12 protein-coding genes and 1 pseudogene are annotated in these 15,384 nt (G+C 49.6%); all 13 read right to left on the bottom strand.

Going from position 1 to position 15,384, the window contains the following annotated elements:
• Positions 1-4: 4 nt before the first annotated feature.
• The 13 genes and pseudogenes from murC to IE082_RS11255 all read right to left on the bottom strand — a co-directional run bounded on the left by murC (position 5) and on the right by IE082_RS11255 (position 15,289).
• Positions 5-1,420 (bottom strand): UDP-N-acetylmuramate--L-alanine ligase, encoded by a 1,416-nt coding sequence (gene murC, locus IE082_RS06090; protein WP_189493061.1) that lies wholly within the window; start codon positions 1,418-1,420, stop codon positions 5-7.
• Positions 1,421-1,467: 47 nt separating this feature from the next.
• Positions 1,468-2,541, bottom strand: coding sequence for an undecaprenyldiphospho-muramoylpentapeptide beta-N-acetylglucosaminyltransferase (gene murG, locus IE082_RS06085; protein WP_189492995.1), 1,074 nt, complete (start codon positions 2,539-2,541; stop codon positions 1,468-1,470).
• The gene (ftsW, locus tag IE082_RS06080; RefSeq protein WP_229809744.1) at positions 2,541-3,746 is read right to left on the bottom strand and encodes a putative lipid II flippase FtsW; all 1,206 of its coding nucleotides are present in this window, start codon (positions 3,744-3,746) and stop codon (positions 2,541-2,543) included. Before ftsW ends, murG begins: the two co-directional genes overlap by 1 nt.
• A gap of 71 nt (positions 3,747-3,817) precedes the next feature.
• Positions 3,818-5,290, bottom strand: a complete 1,473-nt coding sequence (gene murD / locus IE082_RS06075) for a UDP-N-acetylmuramoyl-L-alanine--D-glutamate ligase (protein WP_268244683.1) — start codon at positions 5,288-5,290, stop codon at positions 3,818-3,820.
• Positions 5,291-5,321: 31 nt separating this feature from the next.
• Entirely contained in the window at positions 5,322-6,491 is a 1,170-nt protein-coding gene (gene mraY / locus IE082_RS06070; RefSeq protein ID WP_189492990.1) for a phospho-N-acetylmuramoyl-pentapeptide-transferase, read from the bottom strand.
• Positions 6,492-6,506: 15 nt separating this feature from the next.
• Positions 6,507-7,907 (bottom strand): UDP-N-acetylmuramoyl-tripeptide--D-alanyl-D-alanine ligase, encoded by a 1,401-nt coding sequence (locus IE082_RS06065; protein WP_189492988.1) that lies wholly within the window; start codon positions 7,905-7,907, stop codon positions 6,507-6,509.
• A 5-nt stretch (positions 7,908-7,912) separates the two neighbouring features.
• The gene (locus IE082_RS06060; protein WP_189492986.1) at positions 7,913-9,493 is read right to left on the bottom strand and encodes a UDP-N-acetylmuramoyl-L-alanyl-D-glutamate--2,6-diaminopimelate ligase; all 1,581 of its coding nucleotides are present in this window, start codon (positions 9,491-9,493) and stop codon (positions 7,913-7,915) included.
• Complete coding sequence (locus IE082_RS06055) at positions 9,493-11,238, bottom strand: peptidoglycan D,D-transpeptidase FtsI family protein (RefSeq protein ID WP_189492984.1); 1,746 nt, start codon at positions 11,236-11,238, stop codon at positions 9,493-9,495. The genes IE082_RS06060 and IE082_RS06055 overlap by 1 nt, the downstream gene beginning before the upstream one ends.
• Positions 11,235-11,543: a cell division protein FtsL gene (ftsL, locus tag IE082_RS06050; protein WP_189492982.1), complete on the bottom strand. Its 309-nt coding sequence runs from the start codon at positions 11,541-11,543 to the stop codon at positions 11,235-11,237. Before ftsL ends, IE082_RS06055 begins: the two co-directional genes overlap by 4 nt.
• A gap of 76 nt (positions 11,544-11,619) precedes the next feature.
• On the bottom strand, positions 11,620-12,558 hold the full coding sequence (gene rsmH, locus IE082_RS06045; RefSeq protein ID WP_189492979.1) for a 16S rRNA (cytosine(1402)-N(4))-methyltransferase RsmH: 939 nt from the start codon (positions 12,556-12,558) through the stop codon (positions 11,620-11,622).
• Positions 12,558-12,986, bottom strand: coding sequence for a division/cell wall cluster transcriptional repressor MraZ (gene mraZ, locus IE082_RS06040; protein ID WP_189492978.1), 429 nt, complete (start codon positions 12,984-12,986; stop codon positions 12,558-12,560). The genes rsmH and mraZ overlap by 1 nt, the downstream gene beginning before the upstream one ends.
• A gap of 409 nt (positions 12,987-13,395) precedes the next feature.
• Positions 13,396-14,274, bottom strand: a complete 879-nt coding sequence (locus tag IE082_RS06035) for a UDP-2,3-diacylglucosamine diphosphatase (protein WP_189492976.1) — start codon at positions 14,272-14,274, stop codon at positions 13,396-13,398.
• Positions 14,261-15,289 (bottom strand): annotated as a pseudogene (locus tag IE082_RS11255) (MJ1255/VC2487 family glycosyltransferase). Before IE082_RS11255 ends, IE082_RS06035 begins: the two are co-directional and overlap by 14 nt.
• Between the last annotated feature and the right edge of the window lie 95 nt (positions 15,290-15,384).

The following is a 15,384-nucleotide window of genomic DNA, read 5'->3' as shown; positions in this document are numbered from 1 at the left end:
GTCCTCACACTGTTTGACTGTTTTCAACAACTTGTGCTGCGACTGCGCCAATTGAACCAGCACCCATGGTAATGACCACATCACCATTTTTCACAAAATCCAAAATCGCTTGCGGCATGTTCACCACATCTTCAATAAACACCGGCTCAACCTTGCCCGTCACGCGCAATGCGCGCGCCAGCGAGCGACCATCGGCCGCGACAATCGGCGTCTCACCAGCGGCATAAACCTCGGAGAGCAAAACCGCATCGGAGTCAGACAATACTTTCACAAAATCTTCGAAACAATCGCGCGTGCGCGTATAACGGTGTGGTTGAAACGCGAGCACAATCCGACGCGTCGGGAATGCACCCCGCGCAGCGGCGAGCGTCGCCGCCATCTCGACAGGATGATGACCGTAGTCATCAATCAGGGTGAATGTGCCGCCGTCTCTGGCATCAGAGACAACCACTTCGCCGTAACGCTGGAAGCGGCGACCAACACCGTTGAATTCTTGCAATGCTTGGCAAATCGCCGTATCATCCACGTCAACTTCTGTTGCCACCGCAATCGCCGCGAGCGCATTGCGCACGTTGTGCAAGCCTGGCAAATTCAGTGTCACATTCAAAATTGGCAACTCCTCTCCGAAACCTTTGCGCTCGACTTTGAAATTCATACGGCCATTGTCATCCACCACGTCAAAGGCACGTACTTGGGCATCATCTGATGTGCCGTAAGTAATCACGGTTTTCGACATCTTCGGCACGATTTCGCGAACGTTCACATCGTCGATGCAGACCACTGCCGCGCCATAAAACGGAATGTGTGCGGTAAACTGAACAAATGCATCTTTTAACTTATTAAAGTCATGGTCATACGTATCCATGTGGTCAGCATCGATGTTGGTTATCACCGCAATCATAGGCAAAAGATTTAGAAACGAGCCATCCGACTCATCCGCCTCCACCACGATGAAGTCGCCCTGACCCAGACGCGCATTCACACCTGCACTGTTGAGTTTGCCGCCGATGACAAATGTCGGATCAAAACCACCCTGCGCCAACACACTCGCCACCAGCGAAGTCGTCGTGGTTTTGCCATGCGTCCCCGCAATACCAATGCCACGGCGCAAGCGCATTAGTTCAGCCAACATCACCGCACGCGGCACAATGGGGATGTTTCGTCCTCGCGCACCAACGAGTTCAGGGTTGTCCTGCGCAATCGCGGTTGAGACCACCAGCACGTCGGCGTTTTGCACATTCGCTTCATGATGCCCGAGCGCAACTGTCGCGCCAAGCTGACGCAGACGCTTTACCGTCGCACTCTCCGTAGCATCTGAGCCAGTCACTGTGTAACCGAGATTGAGCAACACTTCAGCAATGCCGCTCATACCCGCGCCACCAATACCGACGAAATGAATATTTTGTACTTTATGTTTCATCATCAACCTTAATGAGACGAGGGAATATCCTCGACTCTTTTTAATTTTTACTTCGCTGCATCCAAACAGATTTTTGCTACATCAGCTGTTGCATTGGGCTTGGCCACTGTTTGTGCTGCTTGTGCCTGCTGGAGCAATGACTCTCGCGTCAACCCTGCGAGCGTATTGGCCAGCCATTCAGGCGTTAAATCTTTTTGCGCGATGCATGTCGCCGCACCCACATCGGTGAGCAGCTTTGCATTCGCGGTTTGGTGGTCATCCACCGCATGCGGATAGGGCACCAAAATACTCGCCACCCCAGCGGCGGCCAACTCAGAAATCGTCATCGCACCTGCCCTGCAAATCAACAAATCAGAACCTGAATAAAGAGCCGCCATATCATGAACAAACGGCACGCAGTCTGCTGACACACCTGCTTGCGCGTAATTCGACTTAAGCGCATCAATCATTTTTTCGCCTGCTTGATGAACAACCGCTGGCCGCTGTGCTGCGGGCAGTTGGGCCAATGCTTGCGGCACAACAGTGTTTAACGCTTGCGCACCCAAACTACCACCGACCACCGCGATGCGCAGCGGTGCATCAACCGCACGCTCCTTAAACCGTTGCTCAGGTTTGGCTAAATCAGTCATTTCGGTTCTCACAGGATTGCCGAGCCACAACGCATTCGGTAAAACATTCGGAAAACCTGACAGCACACGTGCAGCGATTTTTGCCAACAACTTATTCGACAAACCGGCAATCGAATTTTGCTCATGCAGCACAATCGGCACACCAGCGAGTTTTGCCGCCAGACCGCCTGGCACAGTAATGTAACCGCCCATACCCAGTACCACATCGGGCTTGACCGACGATATCACCGCACATGCTTGACGCACCGCTTTAAGCAATCGAATCGGAAACAACAACTTCGTCGCCGCACCCTTACCACGCACACCGCCAAAATCCACACTGTGAAACGCAACATTGTGTTGTGGCACCAGACGCGCCTCCATGCTGCTCGCAACACCGCCGAGCCACGCGACTCGGTGGCCTTGCTTCTCAAGTTCTTGAGCCACAGCCAAGCCTGGGATGATGTGTCCACCCGTGCCGCCCGCCATGATTAAAATGGTCTTTTGCATCATCACACCTTCTCACCACGCATCAAGCGTCGGTTCTCAAAATCCACGCGCAGCACAAACGCAATCGCCAAACAACCCATCAAAATTGCACTGCCGCCGTAACTCACAAAGGGCAAAGTCAACCCCTTGGTTGGCAGCACACCCATATTCACACCCATATTTATGAACGCCTGCACCCCAAACCAAATCGCCAAGCCCTGCACTGCCAATGCTTGAAACGTTCTCTCAAATGCCATCGCCTCACGCGCAATCGCAAACATCCGTCGAATTAATATGGTGAACGCGATAATCACTGTCCAAACACCCAATAATCCAAACTCTTCACCAATCACAGCAAAAATAAAGTCTGTGTGTGCCTCTGGCAAATAATCCATTTTTTGTATTGAGTCCCCCAATCCCACGCCAAACAGTTCACCGCGACCAAATGCAATTAATGACTGTGTAAGCTGATAAGCACCTCCTTGAGCGTTATCTATTTGCCAAGGGTCAAGGTACGCAAATAGACGAGCTGCACGATACGGCGTAAAAATAATCATCGCAACAAATCCTGAAACCAATGCAGCAACTAACGCAGCAAACACTTTATAATTGACGCCGCCTAAAAATATGACCCCCATCACAATAGAGACGACAATCATAAATGCCCCTAAATCTGGCTCTAAAATAAGCAAGAGACCAACCATGCCAACCACAAAAGCCATTGGCGCCACACCTTTGCTAAAATCTTTTATGTTGTCTTGTTTTCTCACACAATAGCTTGCAGCATAAAGAGCGCAAGCAAGCTTCATTATTTCTGATGGCTGCAAGTTCATTATTCCAAGAGGCAGCCATCGACGCGAACCATTTACTGAACGGCCTATATGCGGAACAAGAACCAAAATTAATAAAAACAAAGCGATTGCAAATAAGAGTGGGGCGAGTTTCTCCCACGTTTTTGTAGGCAAACGAAAGGCAAAGATTGCAAGCACAAAAGCCACGCAGATCGCCATTGCATGGCGTAAGAAAAAATGATAAGGACTATACTCAGCATATTTTCTACTACTGGTTGGCAAAGCCACGCTCGCTGAGTAAACCATAATCAAGCCCCAAAAAATCAACAGAACAGGTACCCACAACACCACAAGATCAATATCCTGACGCACGAGTTTGGGCACTCCGAGCGTATTCACGTTCGAATCATCTACGCCACCATTGGCCAGTTTTTTCACCCATCCGAGCATCACAATTTCCAATCTATCGGCTCATGACAAAAACATCATTCACTTTTATCAATACTTAATCACATCGTTTGGCCTTGGCTTAACGCCCAGTCCTGCACCGCAGCCACAAACACATCAGCGCGGTGCGCATAATTTTTAAACATATCCAAACTCGCACAAGCAGGCGAGAGCAGCACAGCATCACCCGCTTGTGCAGCAGCTGCGGCTGCGGCTGTGGCCGCTTCCAGTGACTCATGCAGCACAGTCATAACGCCTGTGGCAGCCAACGCGTCACGCATGGCAACGGCGTCTTTGCCGATTAAATCCATGCGTTTAACATGCGTCTTAATGGCGTCAAGCAATGGAGAAAAATCCTGACCCTTGCCGTCACCACCCGCGACGAGGATGATCGGCTGACCCAAACCTTGCAAAGCGGCCAATGTTGCGCCGACATTCGTGCCTTTACTATCATCAAAAAAATCCACGCCGTTGACATTCGCGACGAACTGCACACGATGAGGCTCGCCCGCATACGTCCGCAAACCATGCAATAATTTAGCCAGCGGAATCTCAATGGAACGACATAACGCGAGCGCCGCGAGTGCGTTCATCGCGTTGTGACGACCTTTGATTTTCAATGCCTGCATCGGCATCAGACGCTGCACTTCAACCTCAACCGCCGCGGTTTCTACATTTTTGCCACGTTTCTTCTTTGGTTCTTCATCAATCGCTGCTTGCGATACGGCCAACCAATCCATCGCACCTTCGCGCCACAAGCCATATTGGTTCAAACCATTCGGCGTATTGACGCCGAAATTCACCTGAGTCAATGACTCTCGCGCCATACTCATCACTGTTGCATCATCGCGATTGAGCACTTGCACTGTCTTCGTGCCAAATATATTGGCTTTTGCGGCCACGTATTCAGTTATGTCCGCATGCCAGTCCAAGTGGTCTTGACTGATATTCAACACAGTCGCCGCATCGGGATTAAAAACCTTCGTCAACTGCAACTGAAAACTCGACAACTCCAACACCCAGACGGTGGGCAGCGCATCGCTCGTTTGTGCGTCACACAACGCATCGAGCATCGCGGGGCTGATGTTGCCCGCTGCAATGGCCGCAATACCCGCAGACTCACACAAATGACGAGTGAGTGCGGTCACTGTGGTTTTGCCATTCGTTCCTGTCACAGCCAAGACTTTTGGTTGATAATTCTGATTTTCGTGCAACTGTCGCAATGCACGCGCGAATAAATCCAACTCACCCACCACCGCAATATTGCGCTCAGCCGCCGCACTTAAAATATCCTTGAGCGGTGGCACATGAGGGCTTAAACCAGGACTAACCGCAATTTCTGAAACGCCCTCTAAATAATCTACTGTAAACGCACCACAGAATGCCGTCACATCTGGATAACGCTCGCGCAACAACGGTAACTGAGCAGGATTCGGGCGAGAGTCGTAGACAGCCACCGACCCGCCCACGCTCACTGCGTGGCGCACCATCGCCAAACCTGACTCACCCAAACCAATGACCAATTGTTTTTGCACTGCGAATTCCTAACTGTTAGTGTTGCGCCAATCAGCGCAGTTTAATACTCGCCAAGCCAATTAAAATCAACATCATGGTGATGATCCAAAAACGCACCACGACCTGCGTCTCGCGCCAACCCTTTTGTTCAAAGTGATGGTGCAAAGGCGCCATGAGCAAAATCCGACGGCCTTGACCGTAGCGTTTTTTGGTGTATTTAAAGTACGTCACTTGCAGCATGACCGACAAAGCCTCAACCACAAAGACACCGCCCATGATGAACAATAAAATCTCTTGGCGAACAATAATCGCAATCGTTCCAAGCGCACCACCGAGTGCCAAAGCGCCGACGTCACCCATAAACACTTGCGCGGGATACGCGTTAAACCACAAGAACGCCAAACCTGCACCCGCCATCGCCGCACAAAACACAAACACCTCACCCGCCCCCGGAATCGATGGCAACAATAAGTAATTCGCGTAATTCACATTGCCAGAAATATAAGCAAATAAACCCAATGCCGAACCAACCATCACCGTAGGCATAATCGCCAAGCCGTCCAAACCATCGGTCAGATTCACCGCATTGCTTGTCCCGACCAGCACCAAGTAAGAAAGCACCATGAAGCCAAACACCCCCAATGGATAACTGATGGTTTTGAAAAACGGCACAATCAAATTCGCTTCGTTTGGTAAGTCCATCGTCATACCACTTTTAAGCCACTCCCAAAACAGCGCGAAAGTCTGCCCCTCTGACGGCGCAGACACAGAAAATGCCAAACCAATCGCCGCTACTACACCAATGATGGTTTGCCACATGTATTTTTCACGGGCAGGCATGCCGTTTGGATCACGATTAACCACTTTGCGATAATCATCCGCCCAACCAATCCAGCCATATCCCATCGTGACGAGCATTACAATCCAAATGAAACGATTACGCAAATCACCCCACAACAACACCGCAATAGCAATCGAAATCAAAATCAACGCACCGCCCATAGTCGGCGTACCTTGCTTGACCAAATGGGTTTGCGGACCATCCGTGCGAACCGCTTGACCGAATTTCATCTCGGCCAATTTGCGAATCACTTTGGGTCCTGCAAATAGACCAATCAACATGGCCGTCGCACAGGCAAGTACCGCACGAAACGTGATGTAATTGAATACATTAAAAAAGCGGATGTCCTGAGAAAGCCAGCGCGCGAGTTCGAGTAACATGTTTGTCTTCCTTTTTTAAACAGCCGTTTTTTGTTTGGTCACATCGAGTAGCGGCTGCACCACGCGCTCCATGCCCATGAATCTTGAACCTTTGACCAATACCGTGGCCGCGCCGCGAGTCAGCTCATCGGCCAATACAGAGGGAATCGCCAACACATCGTGGAAGTGCCAGGCGCCATGTCCATAAGCTGCCACAGCAAATTTCATCAGGTCGCCCGCAGCAAGAAAAACATGGATGCCGCAGCTGCGTGCATAAGCGCCGATTTCTTCGTGAAACGCTTGACCCTGCTCACCTACTTCGCCCATATCACCCAACACCAATATCTTGCGGCCAATACTGCCAGCAAGTACATCAATCGCTGCACGAACCGAATCAGGATTGGCATTGTACGTATCGTCAATCAACGTCACGCCACCACCCAGAGAGTAAGTTTGTAAACGTCCTTTGGCTGGGACAAAGTCCGCCAAGCCTTTGGCAATTTTGTCTAAACCTATGTTCATTGCACATGCGGCCGCACACGCAGCCAACGCGTTGTGCACGTTGTGTATGCCAGGGATGTTGATTTGTGTGGTGCATTGCCCCATCGGAGTAATCAGCTGAACCGTACTGGCATGGATGCCCATCTCAAACCTCGCCGTGAATGGGGCAGTCGATGCCTCATCCAGCGAAAAATCAAACACTTGCAGCCCTCGTGACTGAGCCAACTCACGCCAGATGTAGGCATGCTCATCATCAGCTGGAAATACTGCTGCTCCGCCATCAGGCAAAGCAAGTAGCGCATCCGCATGCTCGTGTGCCACGGCTGTCACGGTTTGCATGAATTCTTGGTGCTCGCGCTGTGCATTGTTAATCACCACCACGTTCGGTGCGGTGATGGGCGCGAGTTGCGCAGTTTCTCCTGCGTGATTCATGCCCAGCTCAATTACAGCGGCTTTGTGTTGCGCAGTTAATTGCAACAATGTCAAAGGCAAACCAATGTCATTGTTTAGATTACCACGCGTGGCCAGCGACGCATTTGGGTATGCCGCTTGGGTTATCGCAGCGAGCATTTCCTTAACGGTGGTTTTGCCATTGCTACCCGTAATCACAGCGAGCGGCAAATCGAATTGAGTGCGCCAGTGCTTGGCCAGATCCTGTAATGCAAGGCGTGTGTCCTTCACCAAAACATATGGCAACTGAAATCCAGTAGGCACACGCTCCGCAATCACTGCGGCCACTTGACCTTTTTGCAACTGGTTTAAAAACTCATGTGCGTCAAATCGCTCGCCTTTGAGTGCAATGAATAAATCGCCTGCACCCAAGGTGCGCGTGTCGGTACTTACTTGCTCAAAAACCGCATCGCCTTGCGATGCATCGCCGAGCTGACCATCAACCCATGTGGCCACTTGCGCAAGATGAGACATAAATGCATTCATGGTGTTCACTCTTTCTCACTCAAAGATGCGCGAGCAGCGAGTGCCGCGGCGACTTGTTCTAAATCCGAATAAGGGTGCTTCACACCCATGATGTCTTGATAAGCCTCGTGGCCTTTACCCGCAATCAAAATAACGTCTTGATTGCATGCTTCGCTAACTGCTTGATTGATGGCCAATCGCCTATCAACTTCTTGGTGAACACTCAAATTCGCACGCTTGACTTCATCAACACCGACACGAATCTGGGCGAGAATGTCATCAGGATTTTCTGTGCGAGGGTTGTCAGAGGTGACCCAAACACAATCCGAACGCTCAGCCGCAATTCGCCCCATCTGCGGTCGCTTACCCGCATCTCTGTCACCACCACAACCAAACACGCAGGTCAACCGACCTGCCCGTTGTTTGGCAATTGCTTGTAATGCCACTAAAGTTTTATCCAGAGCGTCGGGCGTGTGTGCAAAATCAACCACCACCAACGGTGTATCCTCACCGCCAAACCGCTGCATCCTTCCAGGTGCCGCTTCAATATCCGCACACAGAGGCACCACCACTTCTAAGCCATACCCCATCGCTGTCATCACACCCAGCACACCGAGCAAATTCATCACGTTGAATTGACCGACCAAACGGCTTTGCACATGATGCTGCTCGCCGCGAGCACCAACCACAAAGGTGGTGCATGCTCCTGACTGATTAATATCCGTGGCGCGCAAATACATAGAGACACCAATCGGCTCAGGCTCAACACCATAGCCAATCACACGAATGTCATTTGCGTTTGCGATTTGCGCCATACGCATCCCAGCCTCATCATCCGTATTGATGACAGCGACTTTCAAACCTTGCCAAGTAAACAGCTTCGCTTTGGCCGCTTCATATTCATCCATACCGCCGTGGTAATCAAGGTGATCGCGAGATAAATTAGTGAACAGGGCTACATTAAAATCCACACCATTGACTCGACCTTGCTCTAAAGCATGAGATGAGACTTCCATGGCTACAGCCTGAGCATTTTCTTCGCGAAGCTGGTGCAACAGCCCATGTACTTCTATCGCTTGGGGCGTGGTGAAACCCGTTTCTCTCATAGCGCCAACAAAGCCAACACCAAGAGTCCCCATAATCGCGCAACGCTGTCCACTGGCGTTGAGTAACTGAGCCAGCCATTGTGCGCTAGACGTTTTGCCATTGGTCCCTGTGATGGCAATCACAGCCATCGCATCAGAAGGTGCTTGATAATAATTGTGGGCAATATGCCCTGCGTATTGGTTCAATCGCTCTAGAACACGATGAGGCGCATCAGTGTTTATCTCTCGGCCAGCTTGCCACAAAACTGCGCCAACATTTTTACTCAAAGCCGAAGCCAGATGATCACGACCGTCATGTTGTCCATCAAACGCATAGGCAACAAACACATCTCCTTCACTCAATGCCCGAGAATCACTCGACAAGCGATGCCCGCCTTCTGCAGTCAAGCCTTGCCGATGTAACCATGTCACCACATCGTCACAACTTTGCTGCTCGCTCGGCTGCAAGCCATTGGTTCGCTCTAATTCTCGAAAACGGGCTAGGTTTTGCTCACGACTCATCAGAAGACTTCCTCAGTCACACTATCCGTATTGATGGATGTTTTATAGGGCGCATCAGGCGCTATCGATAGCGTGCGCAACGTTTCAGAAACAATTTGACTAAAAACAGGGGCTGCAATTTGCCCACCAAAGTGGTTACCCTTTGGCGGCTCATCGACAATCACAGCGACCACAATCCGTGGGCGAGAAACAGGTGCTAAGCCTGCAAAAGACGCGACGTATTTGCTTTTGTTATAACCATTACCTTCTACTTTGTAGGCCGTACCTGTCTTACCAGCGACACGATAGCCGATCACTTGCGCTTTTAAAGCCGTTCCACCAGGCTCGGTGACTTTTTCCATCATCTTGCGCATGGCAATGGCTGTTTCTGGCGAAAATATCCGCGTACCCTCAACCGCTTCATTACTGCTTCGTTTGATCAAAGTCAAAGGAACCATCTCTCCATCACGTGCAAACGCAGTGTAGGCATGCGTCAACTGGAGCAAAGATAGTGCAATGCCATGACCATAAGACATCGTTGCTTGCTCAATGGGCTTCCAACTTTTACATGGCCTTACCAGACCTGGGACTATGCCTGGGAATTGAATGTCTTTATAAGCTTTGGTAAAACCCAAGTTATCAAACATGCTCCACATGTCGCACTTGTCTATTTTCAGCGCAATTTTGCTGGTGCCGATATTCGATGATTTTTGAATAACCTGTTCTACCGTCAAAGCGCCATTGGCATGGGAGTCGCTGATGGTCGCCGTGCCAATGGTCATTTTGCCGCCTTGTGCGTCAATGATCGAAGAGGGCGTCACCAGCTTTCTCTCCATGGCTTGTGCCACAGCAAAAGGCTTTAAGGTAGAGCCAGGCTCAAACAAATCCGTGAACGCTCGATTACGCAATTGATCACCTGTGAGTGCCGAACGTTTATTAGGGTCATAAGCGGGGTAGTTGCTCAAAGCCAGAACTTCGCCCGTCTGTGTATCAACCACCATAGCCGATGCACTTTTTGCATTTTGGTTATCCACTACATCACGCAAAGCATTGAATACGATGTACTGCACCCGTGCATCTAATGAAAGCACGACATCCTCACCAGGCTCAGCTTGCTTAACAATACCTTCGTCTTCAATCACATTGCCGATGCGATCTCGTAAAACTTTGCGAGAGCCTTTAACACCTTCAATGGTTTTTTCTTTGACTAATTCCATACCATCTTGACCAACGCCTTCGATGTTGGTAAAGCCCGTTAAATGCGCAAAAAGCTCACCTTGCGGATAATCACGCTTCACTTCTTTTTGTGAGTACAAGCCTTTGATGTTTAATGCCTTGATTTGATCAGCAACTTCTTGCGACACCTGACGACGCAAATAAACAAATCGCTTATCATCCTTACTCACTTTTTTACGAATATCTGCAGGACTGATGTCGAGCAATCTGGCCAGACTGGCCTCTTGCGCTGCACTCATTTGCTGAGCTTCTTCGGGAATCACCCAAATCGCGCGCGCGGGAATGTTGGATGCCAAAATCACCATATTGCGGTCATAAATTTTTCCACGTGGTGCAGATATCTCAAGCAATCGTGAATAACGCGCCTCGCCCTTGCCCTGCAAAAAATCATTATTGATGAGTTGAAGCCAGACAGCCCAAAGCGCCAAAACCACCATTGCCAACATAATGGCAGCCAATAAAAAACTAGAACGCCAAGCCTCAAGCTTCGGCACTGGCGTTGTTGTATTAGGATGACGCATTCGATTCATGGCGCCGCTCCTGTAGTCGATGGACCAGATGGCGCAGCTGTTGCAGGCGTCATATAATAAGTGACACTTGGATCGACGCGCTGCATGTCTTGCTTGGAGACCAGATTGGCGATGCGATCATTTTTTGAAGCGGCAACTTGCTGCACCTGCCATGTACTCCACTCCACTTGTAGTTGTTGCTCTTGTTGGCGAACTTTCTCAAGCTCTGAATTGAGGCTACGACTTTGATAGCGCACGTTGACCACAGCCATTGCACACGCAATGACAGCAGCCAATAACAACAAAGTGGTACGCCAAGCCAACATGAAAACCTCTGTCCATAAAACATCTTTTTATAAAAGATAAAAAATGCTTTGATAAAAATCAGTGCACAAAAACTGTTTAAATTCTTTTTTCCGCCACACGCAACATTGCAGAACGCGCACGTGGGTTCGTTTCTACCTCATTTTGACTGGGCTTTTGTTTACCCAAATCCTTGAGCGCGAGAACGGGTAGTTGATCTTCACGCAATGGCAATTTAGCCAAACGTGGATCTTGTTTGGCATATTTAGCAATGAATTGCTTCACCAATCGATCCTCTAACGAGTGAAAACTAATCACTGACAGACGACCAAACTGCTTGAGCACCGATAAAGCTGCCTCCAGCACCTCAGCCACGTCGCTTAATTCACGATTGACCGCAATTCGTATCGCCTGAAAAGTACGTGTCGCTGGGTTTTGACCCTTCTCATAGCCACGAACCGCACCAGCCACAACATTAGCCAAGTCAGCCGTACGCTCAAACGGCTCAATGGCACGACGTTGCACTATCGCTCGTGCCACACCATTGGCATAACGCTCTTCACCATACTCACGGATCACGCGCGCCAGTTCCTTTTCATCAACTGTCCTCAACCACTCTGCAGCACTCACACCACGCGTGTCATCCATACGCATATCGAGTGGCCCGTCAAATCGGAAGCTGAACCCACGCTGTGCATCATCGATCTGCGGCGAACTCACGCCCAAATCCAGCAAAACACCATCCACACTGCCTGCCGTCAAATGCTCCGACACACTGGTGAAGCTATCGTGCACCACATGTACTCTGGCATCTTGAGCCGCCAAGGCCTTCGCCACCGCTACAGCACGCGGATCTTTGTCAAACACCCACAGCTGACCGCGATCATACAACCGAGACAAAATTAGCCTAGCATGCCCACCACGACCGAACGTTCCATCGACATAAACACCTTCAGGGCGAATATTCAAACCATCAACAGCCTCGTGCAACATCACTGTCACATGTGTATGCACCTCGGTAACGTCAGATGCGCTCATCAAAAACTAAAGCCGTCAAGTGCAGCAGGCATGCCCTGCGCCAATGCAGCCGCTTCCTGCTCTGCGTGCGCAGCGGCATCCCAAATCTCAAAATGAGAACCAATCCCCAACAGCACAACATCTTTGGTCAAGCCAGTGGCTGCCCGCAACTCAGGCGATACCAAAATTCGGCCCGCACTATCAACATCCACGTCGGTTGCATTGCCCATAAAAATTCGCTGCCAAGCACGCGCAGACATCGGCCAAGCCATGATATCGCGGCGCATTTCATGCCACACGGTCCGAGGCAACAACAGCAAACAGCCGTGGGGGTGCCGAGTCAGCGTGAGCTGACCTTCGCACTGCACGGCGAGTGCGTCACGATACTTGGTCGGAATGAGCATCCGACCTTTCGCATCCAACGCCAATGCTGAAATACCTTGGTACATGTTGATGGCTTTTATGAAATAAACGACTTTTGAATCAAAATAAAGGAGTTTAAATGCCAGTTGGTGTAAAATGCGCTCAAAACTCGGCTTGAGTTAAAGAGCAACACCAAAACGCCCACAAACACCCACTTTTTGACACTTTTCGCCACTTTACGGCAGCTATATAGACAAGTCAAGCGCAAGAGCTGTTTTTTTCAATAAAGACAATGACTTACATGATTTTCAAAAGACAAACATAAAAATTTTATTGTTATTTATCATGCGGTTATCGTTTGTTGTAAAAGTAGAAACTGAAGACCTCAATCCAATCAAGTCGTCTTGATCTTTCATGCAAAAAGCCACAAAAAAGCAAGCCATCAAGGCTTGCCACTCATCACACAAAAATACGACTCACCAACACTGCAAACCATCAAACCACAGATGCCTCACGCACGGTTTGCGTCACACTCATCTCGCCCTTTAAAGCCTTTTTAATTCGTTGATTGTACACATCTAACCAACGAATAATTTCCATCGAGCCGTCAAAGTGTTCCACGAGTGCCGTGCAGCTCTCGACCCAATCACCATCGTTGTAGTAGATGATGCCATCAATGTCTCTGATTTCAGCATGGTGAATATGGCCACACACCACACCATCAACGCCTTTGTCTTTGGCATCATTGGCCACGACTTGCTCAAAACAAGAAATATAGCTGACCGCATTTTTGACCTTGAGCTTCAGATATGCCGACAAAGACCAGTGTGACAAACCAAACCAACCACGTATTCGATTAATGGGGCGATTTAAACGCAGCAATAACTCATATGCTTTGTCTCCAAGAAAAGCCAGCCATTTTGAATACAACACCACATTATCGTATTGGTCACCATGGAGCACCAGTAGCCTTCGGCCATCGGCGGTTAAGTGAATCATTTCCTGTCGAACCTCAATATCACCAAAAGCCAAACCATCATAAGCGCGTAAAAACTCATCGTGATTGCCCGGAACATAATACACTTGCGCGCCTTTTCGGGCTTTGCGGAGGAGTTTTTGCACCACATCATTGTGTAAGCGCGGCCAGTACCACGACCGTTTCAGACGCCAACCATCAACAATGTCATCGATCAGATAGTACATCTGCGCATCACAATCCTTCAAAAAATCCAACAACACCGCCGCCTGACAACCTTTTGTCCCCAAATGGATGTCCGAGATGAATACTGTGCGCACCTTGAGAGCCGCCTCATCGTCTTGTGGCTCTGGTGAATGGTTGAAGAGCCATTCTTTTGGCAAATCATACGTGTTCATAATCCTCCCATAACTGGTTGACCAAAGGCAAATGCGCTTGCGGTGCAGCCAAGTCTGCCCGCCCAATCCACTGTGCAATCACCTGCGCCACATTCGGATAGCGCATCGGCTCAATCGAATCGGCTGACAAAAAGCTATTGATGGCGCCTGCATCCAAATGCTCCATGGACCATCCCAGCTTTTGCTGCACCAACCCTGTCGCGTTGGACAATTGCTCATATTGACGGTGCAGTGGCTTGACCAACAGTTTTTTGCCAAGATGCAACGCCTCACTGGGCAACTCAAAGCCTGCCTGACAAATCACACCAGAACAAGAGCGCAAATCACTCAAGAAGTTACCTCGATGAAAGGGGCAAAGCTAAATATTGTCAATATGCTGTATCTCAGCCACATCACAATAGACACGAAAAACATGTCGATCAAAACGCCGAAGAAGCCCCACCACCACCTCACGACTCTCGAAAGGCAGATACACCAAAATCATTGACGCATCCAGCTCAGATACTTCAAGCGTGGTGTCAATAATCGGCGGCAAAATCGGTTGGTTAAAATGATGCCAGTGCAAACCAATAGAGTGCTTGGTCGGCGCGTAATAACGCATGATGGCGCGTGCGGATACTTGGCCGCTTCGTTTAGGGATCTCGTAGCGAAAAGCCTCTTGGTGCGAAATACCGACACTGGGGATTTTTTGGCGATGCGCCGCCCATGCTGTAATGGGCTCAAAATCGGAAATCACCACATCGTATTGGCTCACATCTAGGGCCTTTATGTCATTGAATAACACACGAGGTTTTGCGTAACGTATGGTTTGACCATAATCAATTTGCCCATTAGATGTCATAAAGGTCAGTCCATGTGCTTGGGAAAACGGCTCAAACACCGAATAATCCCAAAATTTGGGACAACCCAAACCACTGAACAAAGTGGTCACAGAATGCCCTTGCACTTTTAATGCTGACACCATCAAACGCGAACGACTGATGTGTCCATTACCTGTTGTCTGAACCCCATACAAAATCCTCAAAGCACTTCTCCTTTCGATGAACACTCAGAGACCACATTGGCACTTGATGCAAAAAGTATAGGGAACGAATGTGACACAGTCATGAC

It is taken from the genome of Formosimonas limnophila (assembly GCF_014652675.1).
GTDB lineage: Bacteria > Pseudomonadota > Gammaproteobacteria > Burkholderiales > Burkholderiaceae > Hydromonas > Hydromonas limnophila.
Note: the sequence above shows the minus strand (reverse complement) of the source record. Positions and strands in the feature narration are given on the sequence as shown.

Coding starts and splice junctions, on each gene's coding strand:
- mraY (WP_189492990.1), bottom strand. CDS start 6,491: ATGTTACTCGAACTCGCGCGCTGGCTTTCTCAGGACATCCGCTTTTTT.
- IE082_RS06060 (WP_189492986.1), bottom strand. CDS start 9,493: ATGAGTCGTGAGCAAAACCTAGCCCGTTTTCGAGAATTAGAGCGAACC.
- IE082_RS06055 (WP_189492984.1), bottom strand. CDS start 11,238: ATGAATCGAATGCGTCATCCTAATACAACAACGCCAGTGCCGAAGCTT.
- mraZ (WP_189492978.1), bottom strand. CDS start 12,986: ATGTACCAAGGTATTTCAGCATTGGCGTTGGATGCGAAAGGTCGGATG.
- IE082_RS06065 (WP_189492988.1), bottom strand. CDS start 7,907: ATGAATGCATTTATGTCTCATCTTGCGCAAGTGGCCACATGGGTTGAT.
- rsmH (WP_189492979.1), bottom strand. CDS start 12,558: ATGAGCGCATCTGACGTTACCGAGGTGCATACACATGTGACAGTGATG.
- murG (WP_189492995.1), bottom strand. CDS start 2,541: ATGATGCAAAAGACCATTTTAATCATGGCGGGCGGCACGGGTGGACAC.
- IE082_RS06035 (WP_189492976.1), bottom strand. CDS start 14,274: ATGAACACGTATGATTTGCCAAAAGAATGGCTCTTCAACCATTCACCA.
- ftsL (WP_189492982.1), bottom strand. CDS start 11,543: ATGTTGGCTTGGCGTACCACTTTGTTGTTATTGGCTGCTGTCATTGCG.
- murC (WP_189493061.1), bottom strand. CDS start 1,420: ATGAAACATAAAGTACAAAATATTCATTTCGTCGGTATTGGTGGCGCG.